This is a genomic window from Rhodococcus sp. Ni2 (genome assembly GCF_021352185.1).
GTDB classification, from domain to species: domain Bacteria; phylum Actinomycetota; class Actinomycetes; order Mycobacteriales; family Mycobacteriaceae; genus Rhodococcus_F; species Rhodococcus_F qingshengii.
This window is the reverse complement of the sequence record NZ_WOXZ01000001.1, coordinates 2,356,530-2,375,604: the sequence shown is the minus strand read 5'-3', so window position 1 is coordinate 2,375,604 and position 19,075 is coordinate 2,356,530. Positions and strand designations below refer to the sequence as shown.

Sequence of the window (19,075 nt, the reverse complement as noted above, 5' to 3'; positions counted from 1 at the left end):
TCTATTTCGACTCTTCGAACCCGATCAACCGCTCGGACATCGTCGTCATATCTGCAATGAACTGGTTCTGCTCTTCGACACTCGCCTTACTCAGTCGTGCTCCACCGGCCATCTGTGCGTCCGAGATCATCTGAACGAGCACCGGGGGCGAAACACAGGGATCTACGTCGTGAACCTGTCGAATCCGTTCGACAAAGCGGACGTAGCGGCTCACGAGCTTTTCGCGAACCGCCGACCAACTGCGCTCGACCTCGGAATCCACCCGCGCCCGATGCTCGATCACCGCGAGCAGGTCACCGTAGGTGTACACGGCCGTGATGAACGCCGACGTGGTCGTTCGGAGAACTTCGCGTAGATCCTCGGCCGCCGGGCCCTCCATGTGCTGAGCGTCGAGGAAGCGTCGGCACATCATTTCGGCGACGGCGCGGAAGACCTCGTCCTTCGACGAGAAGTACGCGTAGAAGGTCGCCCGGGACACATCAGCCCTGGTCGTGATCGTCTCGACCGTCACGGCGTCGTATCCGAGTTCGCCGAAGCAGAGGGCAGCGGTGTCGAGCAGTCCGGCACGGCGTGGACCGTCGCCGAGTTTGCGGGCTGTCCGCGCTCGCTCCTGCGTTTCGCTGGTGGTCACCGTCACAGTGTGTGTTGACGTTGACGTCAATGTCAAGAATCGCGGGCCCGACGACCGACTTCGGCCTTTTGTTCGGGTTGCCCTTTCACAGCCCATATATCGGGTGTAAGACTCTGCCTCTAATGCTTTTCGCCTTTTCCAGAAGGAGTCAGTTCCGTGCCGGAAGAATCCGCGTCACCCTCCTATTCCACGATCAAGGAAACAGTTGCAGCTTTGATGCCGACTCTGGAGTCGGAACTAGTCGAACTTGTTCGCATCCCGTCGATAGCGACCGAGGGTTTCCCCAGCGAACCCCTCTTCGAGGCTCACGATCTGATCGTTTCTCTACTGGAAAAATCCGGAGTCACGAAGATAGAGAAACTCGAAATAACAGGTAAGACCGCGCCCGTCATCATTGCGACAGTGCCCGGCCCCGCCGGATCCCCGACGGTATTGATGTATTCGCATTACGACGTCGTTCCCGCCGACGACGTCGAACTCTGGGATTCTCCGCCTTTCGAACCGAGCAAGCGTGACGGCGCGATTTACGGCCGCGGTACGGCAGATTCGAAGGCAAATGTCATCGGCATGATCGGTGCACTTCGAGTCTTCGACGGAAAGCCGCCGGTGACGGTCAAGCTCGTCATCGAGGGCCAGGAAGAATTCGGCAGCCCCTTCGACAACTATCCGCCGGAAGCCCCTGAATTATTTGCGGCCGACGCAATGGTCATCGCCGACGTCGGGAGCGTTCGACCCGGATCACCGACCCTGACCGTCGCACTGCGCGGATCGGCCCAGGTGATCGTCGAACTCACCACTCTCGGCGCCGACAAGCACAACGGCCTCTACGGCGGCGCCGCACCGGACGCCCGCCTCGCGCTCATCCGCGCACTGGCGTCGCTGCACGACGACAACGGTGACGTGGCGGTCGACGGCCTCATGCGCGAACCGTGGACCGGCAGTTCATACACCGAGGACGAGTTCCGCACCCTCGCCGAGATCCGTGACGGGCTTCCGCTGCTCGGAACCGGCGGCATCGGCGAACGCATCTGGTCGGGCCCGGCCATCACCGTGACGGGCATCGACGCTCCCCCTGTGGACGGTGCGGTCAACGCCGTCGCAAGCACTGCCCGCGCCGTGATCAATCTGCGCGTACACCCGCGCCAACCTGCCACCGAGGCGCAGGCTGCTCTGGTCCGGCACCTGGAAGCCCTGCGCCCCTTCGGTTTGCAACTGACCGTCACCGCGGGAGAAACCGGCGACGGGTTTGCGGCAGCCGAACGTGGACCGGCCTTCGACGCGGCATTGTCTGCACTATCGCAGTCGTGGGGTGAGCCGGCCGGGCTGATGGCAGGCGGCGGCTCGATCCCCCTCGTGATGGCCTTGGATACAGCAGTGCCCACCGCCGAGAAGCTGTTGTTCGGCGCCACCGACGGTTACGCGAACATCCACGGCCCCAACGAACGCGTCCTGCTCGACGAGCTCGAGAAGGCCGTCGTCGCCAAAGCACTGTTCTTCCAGGAGTACGCACACACCTTCGAGGGGAAGAAATGAGCACCGAGACCGATACGGGATCCGCGCAAACGCCCGCCAAGAAGAAGTTCGAGTTTCCCGGTGCGGTCACGATGCTCGCGATCGTCACCATTCTGGTCTGGGTTGCGGCACTGTTCATTCCGGCCGGACGCTTCGGCGTCGACGTGGACGGCTCACCCGTTCCCGGCAGCTTCGAGACCGTCACGTCTCCGCTCTCGTTCTGGGAACGAATCCAGCAACTGATCCTCTCCCCCGTGAACGGCCTGTACGGCGTACAGGATTCGATCACCGGGTTCGTCGACACCGACAACATCGGACGACTCTTCGGTTCGGTCGGCGTAGTCCTCTTCATCATGGCGCTCGGTGCGTTCATCTCGGTCAGCTTTGCCACCCGCAGTCTCGAAACCGCTGTCTCCCAGCTGGCTACCAAGCTCAGCGACAAGGGCTGGTTGCTCATCACCGTCATCATGGTGCTGTTCTCGCTGCTCGGTTCGACGATGGGCTTCTCGGTCGAGACGTTCGGCTTCTACGCCCTGCTCATCCCGCTGATGACGGCACTGGGTTACGACCGCATGGTCGCGGCCACCATGATCATCCTCGGCGCTCTGGTCGGAAACATGGCGTCGACCGTCAATCCGTTCTCGATCGGCGTCGCCTCCGGTGAGGCAGGCGTCTCCATCGGTGACGGCATCGTGCTGCGCGTGATCCTGTGGATCGTATTGACCGCTGTGGCAGTGGCATTCGTTCTCCGCTACGCCGCAAAGGTGAAGAAGGATCCGTCCAAGTCGCTTGTCGGTTTCGACATCGCGGACGACGAAGACGAAGAGCCGGCCGAGCCGGTGGACATCGACGGCAAGCTCACCGGAACTCAGAAGCTGGTACTGCTCATCACCGGACTCACCTTCGGACTGATGATCTTCTCCGTCATCCCGTGGTCGAGCATCTTCGGCGCCACTACCGGTCCGGCCGAGTACGACGCGTACCACGTCACGGCAACCGAGCCCTACTGGTTCGAGTTGAACTGGTGGTTCCCGCAATTGGCGATGCTGTTCATCCTCGCCGCCGTTCTCGTCGGCATAGTCGCGAAGATGGGTGAGAAGAAGATCGTCTCCCTGATCACGCGTGGAGCCGGCGACATGGTCGGACCGGCGATCGTCATCCTGCTCGCTCGCGGCGTCTCGGTGATCATGACCAACACCGAAACCCTCGACACCATCCTCAACGCGATGGAGCAATTGGTCAGCGGCGCTTCGGCGGGGGTCTTCGCGATCCTGGTGATGCTCGTCAACATCCCGCTGGCGTTCCTGATCCCGTCCAGTTCCGGTCACGCCACCCTGGCGATGCCGCTGCTCGCGCCGCTGGGCGACTTCGCCGGAGTCAGCCGAGCACTCGTCATCACCGCCTTCCAGATGGGCCACGGCCTGATGCTGATGGTTGCCCCGACCAACGTCGTCGTTGTCGGCGGGTTGGCCATGGCGAAGGTCGGCTACGACAAGTTCCTGCGCTTCGTCTGGCCACTGCTACTGATCAACTTCGTGATCGTTGTCGTGGTGATCGGCGCAGCAGCGGTATTCGAGTAGTTCAGGCGTGGTGGGCCTCGCGTGCCGCCGTCTCCAGACGGTCGGTGTACTCGGCCCACCACGCCTCATCACCGGGAGCCAGATTGTTGTCGCCCGCCTTCATCCCAGCGGCGCCGTCGATCAGCTCCCGCACGATGTCCGCGTGGCCGGCGTGCCGATGGATCTCGGTGACAACGTGAACGAGTATCCGGTGCAGTGTGACGTCGCGACGATCCTCCGGCCAGTGCTTCACGAAGCCGGGGGCGTCCAGATCGTGCTCCTCGATCGTGGCGTCGGCGAAAGCCCAGGTGCGGCGATAGGTTTCGACGATGTCGGCAGTGGACTCGTCGGCGCGGGCCCACATGTCGACGTTGAGTTCCTCCGAACGCAACCACGCGGGGAGATCGGGAACCCGACGGCCGAACGTCGGACCGAAATACCCGAGCTCGACGCCGATCATGTGTTTGACCAGTCCCAACAAGTTGGTCCCTGTCCGGGTCATCGGACGCCGAATGTCATACTCCGACAGCCCGTCGAGCTTCCAGACGAGCGCATCACGTGCTGCCTGCAGGTACCGCTGGAGATCTTCCTTTTCCGAGTTGGTGGTCATGAAACCAACCTAAACCGAGTGGAGCAGACATTGACAGCGGTCGAGGATCTGACCGAGGTTGCCTCCCGGGCCGTCGCCGCCGAGCGTGACGCCCGGTCGGTGCGCTGGCACAACCCGGCAGCCGTCCGCAAGGCTGCCGCGGCCGTCCGTGATTCGCTCGACGACGAACGATCAGCGCTGAGCCGACCGTCGTACAGCGGGTTGTCACCGTCGCCGCACATGGCGCGCCAACTCGAACTGATCACGACGTTGCAGCCGCCACTGCCCGCCGACGCCGGCATCGGCACCGCCGCGCAGGCCGAGGCCGACGCCGTCGCCGCGGTTACCACCGCACGGATAGCCTTGCGCGCCGCCCACCTTGCGGTTCTCGAAGCACGCGTCGCCGCGCTCGATGCCGGTGACACCGATACCGTCGCCGCCGCGATCCGTGGTTACGTCCCGCTGAACTCGGGCAACCCCGTCGTCCGGCACGTGCAGGATCTCGGCTCACGGATCCGTGAGGAAGCACGGCACGTGGTGAGTGGTAAGCCTCGGTCGATCGCTTTTCGGCTGGGGCTGAGCCTCGGAATGGGCTTGGCGTACCTGGCATTCATTCGCCTCTTCCAGTGGGACACCAAGGAAGATCGACTGCCTTACCTTGCGCTGTATGCACTCTCGGGTGTGGTCGGAAGCGTCGTGTGCACCAATGCGCTCAGCTTCGACGCCGGCCGCGTGCGCGCTGCGTTGTCCGGTGGAACGAGGCTCTGGCACGTGCTCGTCGCGAAAAACGCGGTGATGCTGCTCCTCGTCGGCAGCGCCGGGTTCCTGCTCAGCGCCGTCCTCGCGTGGCGCTCCGGAAGCAGTGCTGACCTGGTGAAGGCGTGCGGCCAGGTGCTGACCATGATCCTGCTCTGGTTGGGGGTCGCGAACGTGATGTCGGTGAGCTTGCCGCTGCGGGCAGAACCGATGACGGCGCGGCGCCACGACGGCACGTGGAAGCAGTTCCTGCTGTCCTTCGTCATCTCGTACGGTGTCGGACTGATCGTCAATCTGATGCTCTACTGGCGCGTCTGGGCAAAGACGACGCTGCTCGAGCAGATGGGCGGTCCGTGGATTCCGGTCCTGCTGCTCCTCGCGAGCGCGGCCGCGACGTGGCTGTTGCTGACCGTGCTGGCCGTACTCCTGGCCGAGCAACCGCGCTTCCGTCGCGCCTTGCACCGGGAGATGGTGGTCTACCGCGAAGAAACCAACCACTTGCAGGCGACCATTCAGCACAATTCCGGCTAATGTAGCCGTGCGTGGCTGATCCGGGCACGTCGCGAGTACACGCAGTGTCGAGGAAGGCGTGACCCATCATGTCCGTAAAGCCTGGCGCGGCCGCCACAACGGCCGCCGTGAGCACCGCCTCCTGGCTACCACTCATCGTGGTGGTCCTCACCCAGATTCAGGCGTCGTTCGCCGTCAACGCCCTGACCGTCTCGATGGCCGGCATCACCACCGATCTCGACACGCCCGCAACAAGTGTCGGCACCGCGATCACCGCGGGCACCTTCGCCATGGCTGCCTTCATTCTGTTGGGGGCCAAGATCGGCGCCCGTTACGGAACGCGTCTGGTCTTCCAGATTGCCGTCGCGATTCACGGCCTCGCAATGGCCGCGGTCGCCCTGAGTCAGAGCCCGGCAATGCTGTTCGTGGCCCAAGCTGCATCCGGCGCCGTGATCGCCCTCATCGCTCCTGCGTTGACGGTCTTCATCGCCACGAACTTCAGTGGCGATCAGCAGGCAAAGGCCATCGGTTACCTGGCAGCAGCAATCCCGGCGGCCGGTGTGCTGGCGCTGCTCATCGCCGGTTCCTTCGCGACGACGATCGGGTGGCGATACTCGTTCGCCCTCGTCGTGGCTCTCGCGGTGGTCAACCTGATCCTGAGCTTCCGGGTCAAACCTGTTCCCCCGCAGAAGGACATCACCATCGACTGGGCCGGCGCCGCCATTGCTGCCGTTGCCGTCATCCTGCTCAGCTTCGGTTTCAGCGGCCTGAACTCGTGGGGCGTCATCCTGGCCACCGACGCTGCGCCGTTCTCGGTCATCGGTGTTTCACCCGCGGCCATCCTGATCGTCCTCGGCACCATCTGCGCGCAGGGATTCTTCCAGTGGACGCGAAGCCGCAAGGCGCAGAACAAGCCTCAGCTCTTCAACCTCGACGTCCTCAAGACCGGCGCCGAGCGCGCCACCACGATTTGCATGGCGACGATGATGTTCGTGGGAACCGCGGCCAACTTCCTCATTCCGCTGTACATGCAGATCATCCAGGGCCGCAGCAGCTTGCAGACGTCGTTCTCGATCATCCCGTACACACTTTCGATCTTCATCGCGAGCACCGTCGTCGCGCGTCTGTACAAGACGTACTCCCCGCGTCTGATCGCACGAGCCGGGTTCGTCGTCGTTGCCGCTGGACTCATCTTGTTGGCCTTCACCATTCGTGGCGACTGGCATCAGATCTTTGTCGTCATCGGACTGATCACCCTCGGCCTCGGGCAGGGCGCCATCGTTGCGCTGGTGTTCAACACCCTCCTCACCGCAGCTCCCAAGGAACTGGCCGGCGACGTCGGTGCCTGGCGGGGACTGGTACACAACATGTCCGGCAGCGTCGGCATCGCGGTGGCCAGCGTCTTCGCCGTCGGAATCCTTGGTTCCCTCGTCAGCTCGCAGCTGATCGACAACCCCACCATCCCGGCATCACTCAAGGTCGAGTCCGGGATCAATCTCGACCAGGTCAACTTCGTCCCCAACGATCAACTCGTCGTGACGCTCGAAAACACCTCGGCGACACAAGCACAGATCGACGAAGCCATCCGGATCAACACCGAAGCGCGCTTGCGCGCCCTGCGAACCTCGCTACTCGTCCTCGCCGGACTCTCCCTGCTCGCCATCATTCCGGCCGGCCGCATGCCCGACGAAGTACCTGCTCTGGAAGAACCGCAACCCACGAAGGGCAAGAAGTAACCGATGTCCAACCAAGACCAATTCGGTCCGATCGAATACGTTGCCGTCGAGTTTCCCGGCGGTGCACCGACCTCCGCAGGATTCGAGCAGCTGCTCACTCTCGTCGACTCCGGCGTGATCCGCATCCTCGACCTCGAGTTCGTCACCAAAGCCGCCGATGGATCAGTGGCCGTCGTACCGGCATCGACCTTCGAACTCGCAGATTTCGATCTGGCGCAGTTCGACGGCGCAGCCTCCGGACTGCTCGACGCCGGCGACATCGCCGCCGTTGGTGACGAGTTGGCCACCGGTAGTGTTGCCGCCGTGCTCGTTTACGAGGAACTGGCCATACTGCCGGTGATCGACGCGTGGACACGCAGCGGCGCAAAGATTGTCACCGAAGGTCACCTGAGCTTGGACGAACTTGCCACCGCACTCGACAACACCGCACCAGGCAATACGGAGAAGGACGCATGAGTTTCTTGAGGCGAGCCGGCCGGGTAGCCGTCGTAAGCTCCATTCACGGCAATGTTCAGCGCCGTCAGCGGACCCGTTGGGCCGCCGAAGATCAGGCTCGCGCAGCGCAGGCCCAGCCGGTGCCGCCGATTCCCGATCTACCACCCCTGCCACCGCAGGCAGCTCCGGCAGCATCGATGGACTTGAAGCTCGAACAGCTCACCAAGCTGGGCGAACTCAAGAGTGCGGGAGTATTGACCAAGGCCGAGTTCGAGACCCAGAAGGCACGTATTCTCGCCTGACCTAGCTGGGCCGCCCGAGGGCAAAGGCCATGACGGGAAGCTGCGTCGTCGCGAGATTCAACAGAGATGCCACTCGCGTATCCGTGAATCCTGCGATGGCGCAGCCCGCAAGTCCCATCGCCTCGGTCACGAGGTACAGATTCTGAACCAGCACACCGGCATCCACGTGCATCGTGCGGTAGTGCCGCATCGCGTACTTCTCGAGCGGCGCTTCCACGTCGGCGACCACAAACAAAAGAACCGGGAACACGTCGACGAACTCGGGTTGGAGAAGGCTCGCTCGAAGGTGCTCTCGCACGTCGCCTGGCCGGACAGCTTCGGCACGGCCTCGGGCATATCGGTATACCCCGACTCCGAGCTCGTCTCCGGGTCGGCTGAGAACAAACGACAGCGTCAGTTCGCGCATCCCGCCCGCCGTCGGGCTGCTGACAAGGCTGTGGTGCAACACGTTTGACAGCTCGCCTGCTCGGAGTACCGTCTGTGCGGGGTCGTAGCGGCTCCGTCGTGCCTGCAAGACGTCCGCGAACCTGCAGGCCGGCAGTGGCGTCGCGGCCGGCAGTTCCACGGATTCACACGTCACCGGCGGCAGTGCGTGCTCGTCGAACGGTAGCTCCGACGGACTCACCGTCCGGTCCAACACTGCATGCAGCGATACGACGGCCTCGATTCGCTCGAGTGCGGTCACGAACCCGGGTGCAGCAGGCGAGACACCTCGCCGGCCCCGTCGATCGAGACCAACTCGCCGGCGAACCACGCCTCCGGAACGGCAAAGATCGCATTCGACGCCGCGGCGGGGGTTCCGGCAAATGCCGTCCGCGCAGCATCCAGGGTGGATTCCCGAGCCGACTCGGTGGAGTAGACGACGAGGACAGCCTTCGGCGACTTCGCGAGCACCGATTCCGTGGCTACCTGGCCGAAGTACTTTCCGTCGGGAAGGTCGTTCTCGAAAAGATTGCTTCCCCCGGCGGCCTCGAGCACACTGCTGTAGAGGCCCCTGGCCAGAGCATAGGACTGTCCCTCCGAAACCTGAACCATCACAGTGGGAACCGGCTCCTGCCCGGCGACAGATGCCTCGGTTGCTGCGAGGGACTTCTTGCCGTCGGCCAGGAGGGTTGCTGCCGCGTCACTAGTTCCGGTCAAGGCGCCGAGACCGTCGAGGTCGGACCAGACGTCGTCGATCCGCCCCTCGGTGACGGCCTTGTGGCAGTAGCCGCTGTTCACGAAGATCGGGATGCCGAGGTCACGCAATTCGTCCATGGTCTGCAATCGGTCACCGTCGAACCAGTATTCCCCGTCGGAGACGATCAGATCCGGACGGGCGTCGAGCAATGCTTCTTTCGCGGGAACTCCGGTGCTCAGTACCGGCACGGCCGCGAACTGATCAGCGAGTTCGGGGCTGGGAGGAGAGAGGTCGGTATTCGATTGTCCGACAATGCGGTCGGCGGCGCCGAGCTGAATGAGAAGTTCCGTCATCGACGGATACAGCGAGACAATCCGCTCCGCCGTCTTGGGCACCGTGACCTCGCGATCACAATTGGTGACGGTGATCTTCTCGGACGACGACGCCGCCGAATCCGCCGTGGAGTTTCCGCATGCGGTCAGTACTGCGGTGGCGGTAACGGCCGAGCACAACAGCGCGGCAGTACGTATCGAGGATTTCAAGACACTGCTTCTTTCGTGTGTAGGAGCGGAGGGGCGAACGAGAGCAGGGGGCGCCCGGTCAACGGATGAGTGCCGAGATGCACCTGAACCCCGAATACTTCGGACAGCAGGTCCTCGGTGAGGACCTCGGCCGTCGGTCCTGTCGCGACAACTACCCCGCCGGAGAGCAGACAGACGTAGTCGCAATACGCTGCGGCCAAGGCGAGTTCATGGATCGCGACAATCGTCGTGGTACCGAGTTCGGCGACCAATTCCATCAATTCGAGTTGAGCACGGATGTCGAGGTGGTTGGTGGGCTCGTCCAGGACCAGCACCGACGGTTGTTGAGCGATTGCCCGGGCCAACATCACACGCTGTTTTTCTCCGCCGGACAGTTCGGCGAAGAGACGTGATCCAAAGCCCTGCATGCCGGTTCGCACCAGTGCGGCGCTGACGATGTCTCGGTCGATCTCGCCGAGTCGAGAGAACGCGCTGTGATGCGGCGTCCGACCCGTTGCAACCACCTCGCGGACACTGAACGAGAAATCGGATGAATGCTCCTGCCCCACAACACCGATGATGCGTGCCGCCGATCGAGGCGAGAGATCGTCCCAAACATTCACCTCGTCCACCTTCACGATTCCGCTTCGAGGCTTCATCGAGCGATACAACGCGCGCAGGAGGGAGGACTTTCCACTGCCGTTCGGTCCGACGAGTCCGACCACGCTTCCCTCGGGCGCTTCGAGGTCTACACCCGAAACCACGAGGCGTCCGCCCCGAACGACGTGAATTCCGCTGGCCGACAATCTCATGACTGCGCACCGCCGTCCCGTCGAAGCAACCAGAGGAAGAACGGTGCACCCAATCCGGCGGTGATGATCCCGAGTGGTAATTCGTTGGGCGCATCCAACATCCGAGCCGCAAGATCGACAATCACCAGGAAGGTGGCACCAACCAACGCGGTCGCGGGGAGCAGCTTGCCGTGATCGGAACCGACCAGAAGTCGTACGGCGTGCGGCACGAGCAGCCCCACGAAACCGATTCCCCCGGCGACGGATACAACAACCGCGGTCAGCAACGACGCGATCACCAGTAGTAGCAACCTGGTACGGCGCACGTCCACGCCGACCGATTGCGCGCTCTCGTCTCCCATGGCCAACGCGTTGAGTTGGCGCGATTGTGTCAACAGAATTGCCGCACAGACGGTGATCACCGCGGCGGGCACACCGAGATCCGGCCAACTGGCCCCGCTCACCGAGCCCAGCAACCAGAAGAGCACTCCCGAAAGCTGACTCGGATCGGCGCGCAACTGCACAAAACTTGTTGCAGCCGAGAGCAGATAGCCGATGGCAACTCCGGCCAGGACCATGCGCAGCGGGACGAGCATTCCCTCTCGCCGACCCAGTACGAGAACCGCGATCAGGGAAACCATGGCCCCCAGGAAGGCTGCCACCGGAACACCGATCGACAGGCCGGTGCCGATGCCGGTCGTCATGATCAGTACTGCACCGAAGGATGCTCCGGAACCCACGCCCAGAATGTACGGATCGGCAATCGGGTTGCGCACCAACGCTTGCAGCACGGCGCCGGCCAGCGACAGCCCGGCGCCCGCCAATGCCGCAATCAGAATGCGCGGTACCCGCAATCCCCACACGATCCGATCGAGCAACGGGTCGACCGGCGGACCGCCGACGTGTGCGTACAACACCGCGAACACGTCGGCAAAGGACACCGACGCGGCACCCGACCACACCGCGACGGTGGAGACCGCGACAAGCACAACCGCCGTGGCCAACAGAAATGGGACGTACCCGCGCTCGCCGACGGGATGTGGACGCGACGGCACTCGTGGTGCTGCCTCGCTGGTCAGCGTCATCGCACTCCTGAGTCGGTGGGGTTCGCAGTCATGAACAGGTGGATCTAACCATAACGACAGTCGTTTTCATTAATAGTCACATGCTCATTTGTGCGGATAAGGGTCGGTCCGCAGCGCGCTCGCCCACGCGAAGAGCGCCCCGACCAGCGCAAAGATGCACGCAACGAGGTAGGCGGTGCCGATGTCCCAGCGTCCTGCGATTGCCCCGGCAATCAAGGCGCCGACCGGCGAACCACCCCAGGCGACCATCCTCGCCGTGGTGTTCACGCGCCCCTGCAGACGATCTGGAGTCAGGCGCTGACGTGCACCGATGCCATTGAGGATGGTGACGGTCGCACAGCCGGAGTAGACGACGAGCGCCGTGATCGCGGCGCCGGTATTGCCGGTTGTCGCAACGACGAACAGCACCACCGGGCCGATGGTCAGCGCCCCGACCGTGATCGCCCCGACCGGCCACTGCGCCGGTAGGCGTGGGAGCAAGACTGCCCCGACCACTCCACCCACGGAGACGGCCGTCCACACGGCGCCGATCATCGGACTCGACGTCGAAATCCCAAGCCTCTCGGATGCGTACACCACCAGGAGCGCCGTAACCGCACCCTGCGTCAGCGAATTGACGAAGCCGACGCCGGTCAAGGCCCGCAGAAGCGGCGACTGCCAGAGGAAGTTGAGGCCTTCGCGTATGTCACGCGCAATTCCGGTTCCCGACTTCTTCGGCGCCGCAGGAGTCATCGAAAACGAGGCTCCGATCGAGGCCATGGCCAGCCCGGCCAGTACGTAAGCCAGTGCATCAGCACCCAATGCGTAGGCCGGGCCGATCGAGGCCACAAGCACGCCGGCTATCGCCGGAAAGACAACATCGATCAGCGTGCTGGACGTCCACAGCGCGCTGTTGGCCGCCGGTATCCTCTGCCGACCGACCAGAGCAGGCAGCGCTCCGAAAGCAGCGGCGTCGAACCACACGAAACACGTTCCGATGCAGATCGATACGCCGACGGCATGCCACGCCGTCAATACGCCGAGTGCCTGCGCTGCCGGAATACTCGCCAAAGCAAGTGCAGCTAGGGCCTGCGCACACAGGATGACCGTCCGCCGGTTGACTCGGTCTGCCACGGCGCCGGCGAACAAGCCGAACACGAGATACGGCAGAACCGTCCCCGCAGCCGCGAGCGAGGAGAGAAACGGAGACCGGCTGATGTCGAACACCAGGATCGGCATGGCCACTCCGGTGACCGCCGCACCGGCTACGGCAATCGTACGAGCCGTGAAGAACAATCGAAACGATCTGTCCCGAAAGACATGTGGTTGCGCTTCGACGGATCCCGTCGTCGGGGTCTCGCTCATGTATGCACTCTCTTGTACCTGTTGCTCTCCGTGGCGATCTTTCGTACGGTGGCATCGTAATGGAAATGGTTTCCATTACGGAAGGGATGACAATGAGCAACATTTCGTTCGACAGCATCTCCAACTCGGCTCCGGCCAATGCACTCCAGGGCGTCGGCACCAACGCTCTCGTCGACAACCCGTTCACCTTCGAGCCGGTTGCCGAGGCAACGTCCGCACACGCCCTGCAGGGTGTGGGCACCAACGCCCTCGTCGACAACCCGTTCAGCTTCCAGAGCTGAAACCTCCCCTGATCCAGACTGTTTCGACAGTCTGATCTGCCGATGACCCCGCCCGCATCCGACTCGTCGGGTGCGGGCACCGACAAGGAGATCCGTGTACGCCCTCGCCGACGGACACCAGCTGTATCCGACCACGGACCGTGTTTGGCATTACCTGACACCGGACGAGAACGCGGTCACGATCGGCGCGCCGGCCGAAGACCTCGCGGAACTCGACAACTTTCTCAGGCGCTCTGGTTCGGTGCTCGGCCCGGGAGCTATCGAGATCGCCGACGCCCTCGTCTCTCGCGGCGTGCTGGCTGTTCCAGGTCAAGTGCCAGAGATTCCGCGCCCACAGCGTGTGCTGATGGACGGGATCGGGCCCGTTGCCGATGCTTGCATCGCCCTGCTCTCCAAGGCTCTTCCGCATCTCGAGGTCGTATCCACCACTGCGCCAATCGAAGACGACATTGCGTCGTCGGACCTCGTACTGTCGGTTGCCGGTGCTCCTCCTCACGACGAGTGGTCGGAACTCGATACCTGGTGCCGCCGAAACCAAACACCGTGGCAACGCGTCCACGCGGAGCTGGGTGAGATCTGCATCGGACCCTTCTTCGACGGTATCGGCAGCGCAAGCTACCGGGACGTCTGCGGTCGACGGCTTGCCGCGTCGCGCGTCCCGGATCATCTGCAGGCACTGTGGAATCACCTCGCCGGCAGCGAACCTCGCCCGCTCGAACTTGAACCCACCGCAGCCGCAATGGCCAGTGCGCTTGCATGTTCGGACGTCGTGGCTGGTGTACATGGCGCACCGCCATCACACCTTCACCACCAGATCCGGATGAATCCGCGAACCCTCATGATGACTCGCCATCCCGTGCTACCACTGCCCGGCGGCGTTCTCGAACCCGCGCCGACGCTCCGGTGATCTCACTCGGCGTGAAGATCCCGGCAGCAGACGGTTCTTCGTTGGCTACGGATGTGCTTCTCCCACCGGATTCTTCACCGCGGGGACTGATCGTGATCCGCACCCCGTACGGGCGTGGATGGCATCTGGCGGAGGGGATCGAATGGCGATTGCGAGGAATTGCCTTCATCTGTCAGGACGTACGTGGACGGCACGATTCCACCGGATCTTGGGAACCCTACGTCCACGAGCGCGAGGACAGCGCCGCCCTGGCCGAGTGGCTGCAGGATCAGCCGTGGACACCGGAGTGCGTCATCGCAAGCGGGGCTTCGTATGCGGCCGGAACCGCCTGGGCATTTGCTACCGAGACCAACAGCGCCGATCGGTCATTTCGTGTAGACGGCGTCGTCTCCAAGGTGCCGACCATCGGAAGCGACCGCGTCAAACGTGATCCCTCGGGGATACTTCTCCTCGCCGAGCATCTGGCGTGGTGGGGCGAGCACGGAGATTCGTCTTCCTCTCGTGAGGGTTTCATCCCTGCCCTGATGCGCTCGGATTCGTCTTTGCTGGAACATCTCCCGGTGCAGTCGATGATCGAGGAGGTTGGTCTGACCTCCGATTCACCGGGCTGGTTGACGCCGATCCTTCGCGCTCGTAAACGCGAAGACTTCGGTGGCGATGATCTGGTGTCCGCGGACGAACTCTCCGAACTCGACATCGCCGGGCTGCACATCGGCGGTTGGGACGATGCGATGATTCGGGAGACACTGCGGCACTTCACGTCCGTGGGGCGCGGGCCGCAGAGTTTGATCGTGGGCCCCTGGGCGCACGACCTCCGCCCTGGAAGGGTCGGCGAGACAAGTTTCGGCCGCCTTCAGGTCGAGTGGATGGAATCGGTATTCGCTGCGCGGCCCCTGACCATCAATCGGGTATTCGACCGGGGTGTCGGCGAATGGTCGACCGAACCGTTTGTCACGGGTGCGAATCGCGTTCATCTCGAACCAGATCGGAAGGACGCAGCCCACAGCTTCCTGTATGACGCCTCACGGGACCGAAACAACTGTGTTGTCTTGACTTTCGATATCAAGCACGACTCCGTACTCTCCGGAACACCATCGGTGGAGCTGAAAGTGCATTCACCCGAGGGCGAAGCTGACTGGATCGTCGAGCTGAGCGTCGTCGATAGCGCCGGAGTCACCAGGTCGATCGCTCGTGGGGCCGGCGTCAGCCTTTGCTCCGGCACGTTGACCATCGATCTCGATCCCGTGTTGCACACTGTGCGCGCGGGTGATGTCTTGACGCTGCGGATCGCCGGCTCGGACTTCCCACGACTCGCACGCAATCTCGGAGACGGTGATCGCTATCGAGGAACACGCAGTACCGCACTGCACCAATCATTTTCCGGGTCGTTGACCCTGCCGATACGCGGAGGAACTGCCGGTGGATGACTTGCTGGTCGACGACCGGAGCGGCGTGCTGACCTCACTGGAACCACACATTCGCTCGGACATGCCGACAGGCTGGGTCGGTTGGGCCGCGAGGGTGGCCGACACCAGAAACTTCGGCGGCAGCGGTTCACTGTTTCGCGCGGACCCTTACGGATTCGGGGCTTCGATACGCGACGATGCAGCGGCCCGCGGGGCGGCAACCGGTGAGGCCGTCGAAAGATATTGCGGCAACGTGGTCCCCGAGGATCTGGTCCGCAGCAGTGCGTCAGCGCTGGAACTGGCCGGCTCACGGGTCGTCGATCCCGCTGAATTTGCGTTGTACAGCGAGGATCAGTACCGCCTTCCCGGATTCCCCTTTGTTCCCTTCACCTCTGATCTGAACATTCGCTGGGCATTGGGTCACACCATGGACGAAAAGGTGCCCACCTACGTGCCTGCGGCCCTGACTTATCTCGGGTACTACACAGGCACCCGTCGCTGCGAGCCACCGATCGCGTCGTTGCAGTACGCCGGAATCGCAGCGGGACGCTCACGCGACGAGGCCGAGATGTCAGCTCTGCTGGAACTTCTCGAACGCGATGCCACCGCGCTGTGGTGGTGCGGGGACCGGTCACAGCCGGCGATCGAGCTTTCCGACTGGGAGCGGTTGCCTGCGCACCGCCAACTCGGAGATCTGGAGAGCCAGACCCGGAGCGTTCGAGTGCTGCTGCTTCCCTCCCCCTTCGGCATTCCCGTCGCCGCAGCGTGGATCCGCGATGACCGACGTGGACTGGTCGCGCTGGGCACAGCTTGTCGACCGACGGTGGAGGCGGCAGTCTCGAAGGCGCTTGTCGAGGCGTATGCCGTACTTGCCATCACGATCGACCTCGCCGACCCCGACGGGCCGACCTGGCGCAGCGTGGCGGACGGAACGCTGCCGGCGCACCTGTACAAACCCTTTCGGGCCGACCGTCGTTACCGGAACGAGTTCGATCCGCAATGGAAAGACGTCGTCGATCTGCCGACCGTCGCCCAACTTTATCTTGATCCCACGATGGCTCTGGCCGCAGAGGAACATCTCTTCGACTACACCGAAACACTTTCGGTATCAAAGATTCCCGACGAAGCGCCGTTGGATCTGGCTTCTCTCGTAGCGTTTCTGACGTCACGGGGACACCAGCCGATTTCCGTCGATCTCACCACCGGCGACATCTCGATTGCCGGGTTGCACGTCGTCCGCGTCCTGACTCCGGGCCTGTACAACAACGCCCCGGCAGCCTTTCCCCTTCTTGGAGGTAGCAGATTGACCAGCGCATCGACCACCCATCTGCATCTGCCGGTCCCCCTCGCATGACATCTTCGCTCGTCGACCGCCGAACTGGGATCATTCGAGAGCTGGTCGACGCCGTTGTTCCCCAGCACTTTCCGCCCGAGTTCAAGCTGATTCACTCGTATGTCAGTGATTCAGCACGCTTTTCACCCTGGTCCAGTGACTCGGCCGGCGCCGGATATTGCTTCGATCTGGGCAACCGTGCACGGCCTACCGCAGCTGCGATAGGCGAAGCGGTGGAACGATATTGCGGCAACATCGTCGCCAAACCGATCGTCCGCGGGTCGGCCGATGCCTTGATCGGAGCAAGCATCGACCTGTCACAACTCGCGCGTTTCGACGCCGCCCAGTACGCGCGGCCACAGTTCCCGTTCGTCGAACCAACCGACGATCTGGAGATGGACTGGACTCGCGGAGCCGACCTGATCACGGGTTCGGATATCTGGGTACCGGCCGAACTCGTCTGGGGTTCGTATCCTCATTTCGTCGCCCGGACGGGTCCGGCGATCTCTCCGGTAGCTCAGGCGGGTCTCGCCGCCGGACCCTCGGTGAAGTTCGCAATCGACAATGCCTTGCGCGAGATAGTCGAACGAGACGCGATGACGCTGTCCTGGACCGGGCGGCGTGGTGTTCGGGTCGTCACCGGCATGCCCGAGGCGCTTCTTCGACTGGGCAATCACGACAGCCTCTCGACCAGGTGGATTTCATTCGAGAGTGATTTTGAGATCCCCGTCCTGGGCGCCCTGGTTTGCGACCGACTGACCGGATACTCGACCATGGGTACCGCTTGCCACGAAGACGCCCAGACCGCTGCGTTCAAGTCACTCGGCGAAGCGCTTCAGCTGCAGCTGCTTTCCGCCGACTACGACAACCCGCAGAGCGGCATCGGTCGAGCCGCGGCCTCCCCGACCAGTCCGCTTGCGCCTTGGCGAGCTGACCGAAGCTATGCAGGTGCCTACCGATCGGATTTTGCCGACGTGATGGACTACGGATGCCACTTGCAACTTCACCTGGACCCGGAGATCCAAGCACGATTCGAGAGTGAGCTGGTCGGTGCCGTCGTCGGCGAGGTGGGACTCGACTCTCTGACATCAGCCGCCGGCACCGAAAGCGCTCTGACGGCAGCCGGTTTCCGGCCGGCATGGGTCGATCTCACCACAACTGATGTTCTCCACGCCGGCCTGCACGTCGTCCGCGTCGTCGTACCCGGTTGTCTCACCAATGCGGCCGCCGGATTGCCGTTTCTCGGCTCGCCCCGACTAGTGGACAGTCTTGCCGGACGATCGGCTCGCACCATCCCATTGCCGCACTGACAGTTCGGGAACCGCCGCTTGCAACGACTCGGTGGTTTCCACCGCGTGGAACCACGTCGGCTTCGAGATCGCGGCATCCCGAATCACCTGCACGGCGCGCGCGGCGATAGCTGCCGTCGCGACCGACTGGCTACGCCCCGAAACCCACAGCGCCGGGCCGGTATCCGCTCGGGCCATCGCTACCCAACGATCCGAGCCCCACAGCTTCTTCGGCACGACCTTCTGTAGCGCGGGTGCCCACGTCATGGCCGCAAGTCCGAGCGTCGCGGTGGACGTGTCCAATCGCAGGTACGTCCTGACCGGAACACCGAGGTCTCGCGTCAACGCATGCTGGTCCGAAAAGTCGGCCCGCACAGCAGGACCGGTGCGGTAGCCGGTCGCATCGGCCGGTATTCGAAACGTCTTCATCCCGGTGTAGTTGCGAATCGATCGTCCGTCGGGATCAGGAAACCTCGTGCCCAACATTCCGTACGTCCACGCCGTCGCGGCCGGTCCGTGTAGTTCTCCGCCGCCGAGGCCGATCACGATGTCCACGGGTCCCCCGCCGAGTCGATGCGCCTCGGCGGCAAGGACACTGGTCAATCCCGGCGCCAATCCGACGCCCATCAGGACGGGTCCGTCGACCGCTTCCAGTTCTTCGCAGTAGTTCGAGGTCGCCGTGACGTCGACGAATGCCGCCCCACCGCGTACCGCTTCGTCGGCCAGGCGAACATCCTCGAAACCCGAGGCATTCACCACGACATCGAAGTCTCGAACCACAGTCGAATACGCGCCTGGTTCTTTAAGATCAACGACGACGTCCGCGCGGGCAGGGTCACGGCCGGCGGAGTACGCGGAGATTTCGGGGACCTTCGCGAGTTGTTTCATCAGGGGAATCCCGACGGCACCGTAGCCACCGAGTACAAGAACCTTCGTCATTACTTCGCCTCCCGAGTCGCTAGAGTTCG

Annotated in this window: 19 protein-coding genes; 11 read left to right on the top strand and 8 right to left on the bottom strand. The window is 63.3% G+C overall.

Annotated features, from left to right (window positions below; translation table 11 throughout):
* Position 1: 1 nt before the first annotated feature.
* Complete coding sequence (locus GN300_RS11615) at positions 2 to 637, bottom strand: TetR/AcrR family transcriptional regulator (protein WP_019746323.1); 636 nt, start codon at positions 635 to 637, stop codon at positions 2 to 4.
* Between the two features lie 150 nt (positions 638 to 787).
* Here GN300_RS11615 and GN300_RS11610 point away from each other — a divergent pair, with 150 nt between their 5' ends.
* Together GN300_RS11610 and GN300_RS11605 are read left to right on the top strand one after the other, a co-directional pair.
* The gene (locus GN300_RS11610; protein WP_082845700.1) at positions 788 to 2,164 is read left to right on the top strand and encodes a M20/M25/M40 family metallo-hydrolase; all 1,377 of its coding nucleotides are present in this window, start codon (positions 788 to 790) and stop codon (positions 2,162 to 2,164) included.
* Positions 2,161 to 3,723 (top strand): YfcC family protein, encoded by a 1,563-nt coding sequence (locus GN300_RS11605; RefSeq protein ID WP_063315289.1) that lies wholly within the window; start codon positions 2,161 to 2,163, stop codon positions 3,721 to 3,723. Before GN300_RS11610 ends, GN300_RS11605 begins: the two co-directional genes overlap by 4 nt.
* Position 3,724: 1 nt before the next feature.
* Here GN300_RS11605 and GN300_RS11600 read toward each other — a convergent pair whose 3' ends face one another.
* Positions 3,725 to 4,312: a DinB family protein gene (locus GN300_RS11600; RefSeq protein ID WP_003944177.1), complete on the bottom strand. Its 588-nt coding sequence runs from the start codon at positions 4,310 to 4,312 to the stop codon at positions 3,725 to 3,727.
* A gap of 18 nt (positions 4,313 to 4,330) precedes the next feature.
* Between GN300_RS11600 and GN300_RS11595 the strand changes: the two genes are divergently transcribed.
* The 4 genes from GN300_RS11595 (at position 4,331) to GN300_RS11580 (ending at position 8,030) form a co-directional block, all read left to right on the top strand.
* Complete coding sequence (locus tag GN300_RS11595; RefSeq protein ID WP_042920625.1) at positions 4,331 to 5,578, top strand: hypothetical protein; 1,248 nt, start codon at positions 4,331 to 4,333, stop codon at positions 5,576 to 5,578.
* 68 nt (positions 5,579 to 5,646) lie between these two features.
* The gene (locus tag GN300_RS11590) at positions 5,647 to 7,293 is read left to right on the top strand and encodes an MFS transporter (protein WP_050657053.1); all 1,647 of its coding nucleotides are present in this window, start codon (positions 5,647 to 5,649) and stop codon (positions 7,291 to 7,293) included.
* A gap of 3 nt (positions 7,294 to 7,296) precedes the next feature.
* Complete coding sequence (locus GN300_RS11585) at positions 7,297 to 7,749, top strand: DUF6325 family protein (RefSeq protein ID WP_007735911.1); 453 nt, start codon at positions 7,297 to 7,299, stop codon at positions 7,747 to 7,749.
* Positions 7,746 to 8,030 (top strand): SHOCT domain-containing protein, encoded by a 285-nt coding sequence (locus GN300_RS11580; protein ID WP_063315290.1) that lies wholly within the window; start codon positions 7,746 to 7,748, stop codon positions 8,028 to 8,030. The genes GN300_RS11585 and GN300_RS11580 overlap by 4 nt, the downstream gene beginning before the upstream one ends.
* Before the next feature lies 1 nt (position 8,031).
* Here the strand turns inward: GN300_RS11580 and GN300_RS11575 are convergent, their stop codons facing one another.
* The 5 genes from GN300_RS11575 to GN300_RS11555 all read right to left on the bottom strand — a co-directional run bounded on the left by GN300_RS11575 (position 8,032) and on the right by GN300_RS11555 (position 12,891).
* Entirely contained in the window at positions 8,032 to 8,715 is a 684-nt protein-coding gene (locus tag GN300_RS11575) for a SagB family peptide dehydrogenase (RefSeq protein WP_063315291.1), read from the bottom strand.
* Entirely contained in the window at positions 8,712 to 9,692 is a 981-nt protein-coding gene (locus tag GN300_RS11570; protein WP_063315292.1) for an ABC transporter substrate-binding protein, read from the bottom strand. Before GN300_RS11570 ends, GN300_RS11575 begins: the two co-directional genes overlap by 4 nt.
* Positions 9,689 to 10,483: an ABC transporter ATP-binding protein gene (locus tag GN300_RS11565; RefSeq protein ID WP_042453274.1), complete on the bottom strand. Its 795-nt coding sequence runs from the start codon at positions 10,481 to 10,483 to the stop codon at positions 9,689 to 9,691. Before GN300_RS11565 ends, GN300_RS11570 begins: the two co-directional genes overlap by 4 nt.
* A complete protein-coding gene (locus GN300_RS11560; RefSeq protein ID WP_063315293.1) occupies positions 10,480 to 11,547 on the bottom strand; it encodes an iron ABC transporter permease in 1,068 nt (355 codons plus the stop codon). Before GN300_RS11560 ends, GN300_RS11565 begins: the two co-directional genes overlap by 4 nt.
* An 84-nt stretch (positions 11,548 to 11,631) precedes the next feature.
* Positions 11,632 to 12,891, bottom strand: coding sequence for an MFS transporter (locus GN300_RS11555; RefSeq protein ID WP_063315294.1), 1,260 nt, complete (start codon positions 12,889 to 12,891; stop codon positions 11,632 to 11,634).
* A gap of 92 nt (positions 12,892 to 12,983) precedes the next feature.
* Here GN300_RS11555 and GN300_RS11550 point away from each other — a divergent pair, with 92 nt between their 5' ends.
* From GN300_RS11550 to GN300_RS11530, 5 genes are all read left to right on the top strand, one after another.
* Positions 12,984 to 13,172 (top strand): streptamidine-related RiPP repeat protein, encoded by a 189-nt coding sequence (locus GN300_RS11550; protein ID WP_047272767.1) that lies wholly within the window; start codon positions 12,984 to 12,986, stop codon positions 13,170 to 13,172.
* 94 nt (positions 13,173 to 13,266) lie between these two features.
* The gene (locus GN300_RS11545; RefSeq protein WP_063315295.1) at positions 13,267 to 14,079 is read left to right on the top strand and encodes a hypothetical protein; all 813 of its coding nucleotides are present in this window, start codon (positions 13,267 to 13,269) and stop codon (positions 14,077 to 14,079) included.
* Positions 14,076 to 15,506: a CocE/NonD family hydrolase gene (locus GN300_RS11540; protein WP_063315296.1), complete on the top strand. Its 1,431-nt coding sequence runs from the start codon at positions 14,076 to 14,078 to the stop codon at positions 15,504 to 15,506. The genes GN300_RS11545 and GN300_RS11540 overlap by 4 nt, the downstream gene beginning before the upstream one ends.
* Entirely contained in the window at positions 15,499 to 16,839 is a 1,341-nt protein-coding gene (locus GN300_RS11535; RefSeq protein WP_030535882.1) for a YcaO-like family protein, read from the top strand. The genes GN300_RS11540 and GN300_RS11535 overlap by 8 nt, the downstream gene beginning before the upstream one ends.
* Positions 16,836 to 18,128: a YcaO-like family protein gene (locus GN300_RS11530; RefSeq protein ID WP_030535883.1), complete on the top strand. Its 1,293-nt coding sequence runs from the start codon at positions 16,836 to 16,838 to the stop codon at positions 18,126 to 18,128. The genes GN300_RS11535 and GN300_RS11530 overlap by 4 nt, the downstream gene beginning before the upstream one ends.
* Here the strand turns inward: GN300_RS11530 and GN300_RS11525 are convergent.
* On the bottom strand, positions 18,075 to 19,046 hold the full coding sequence (locus tag GN300_RS11525; protein WP_037126088.1) for a sugar nucleotide-binding protein: 972 nt from the start codon (positions 19,044 to 19,046) through the stop codon (positions 18,075 to 18,077). The genes GN300_RS11530 and GN300_RS11525 overlap by 54 nt on opposite strands.
* Positions 19,047 to 19,075 lie beyond the last annotated feature (29 nt).

Coding starts and splice junctions, on each gene's coding strand:
- GN300_RS11600 (WP_003944177.1), bottom strand. CDS start 4,312: ATGACCACCAACTCGGAAAAGGAAGATCTCCAGCGGTACCTGCAGGCA.
- GN300_RS11555 (WP_063315294.1), bottom strand. CDS start 12,891: ATGAGCGAGACCCCGACGACGGGATCCGTCGAAGCGCAACCACATGTC.
- GN300_RS11565 (WP_042453274.1), bottom strand. CDS start 10,483: ATGAGATTGTCGGCCAGCGGAATTCACGTCGTTCGGGGCGGACGCCTC.
- GN300_RS11525 (WP_037126088.1), bottom strand. CDS start 19,046: ATGACGAAGGTTCTTGTACTCGGTGGCTACGGTGCCGTCGGGATTCCC.
- GN300_RS11590 (WP_050657053.1), top strand. CDS start 5,647: ATGTCCGTAAAGCCTGGCGCGGCCGCCACAACGGCCGCCGTGAGCACC.
- GN300_RS11560 (WP_063315293.1), bottom strand. CDS start 11,547: ATGACGCTGACCAGCGAGGCAGCACCACGAGTGCCGTCGCGTCCACAT.
- GN300_RS11585 (WP_007735911.1), top strand. CDS start 7,297: ATGTCCAACCAAGACCAATTCGGTCCGATCGAATACGTTGCCGTCGAG.
- GN300_RS11580 (WP_063315290.1), top strand. CDS start 7,746: ATGAGTTTCTTGAGGCGAGCCGGCCGGGTAGCCGTCGTAAGCTCCATT.
- GN300_RS11530 (WP_030535883.1), top strand. CDS start 16,836: ATGACATCTTCGCTCGTCGACCGCCGAACTGGGATCATTCGAGAGCTG.
- GN300_RS11605 (WP_063315289.1), top strand. CDS start 2,161: ATGAGCACCGAGACCGATACGGGATCCGCGCAAACGCCCGCCAAGAAG.
- GN300_RS11550 (WP_047272767.1), top strand. CDS start 12,984: ATGAGCAACATTTCGTTCGACAGCATCTCCAACTCGGCTCCGGCCAAT.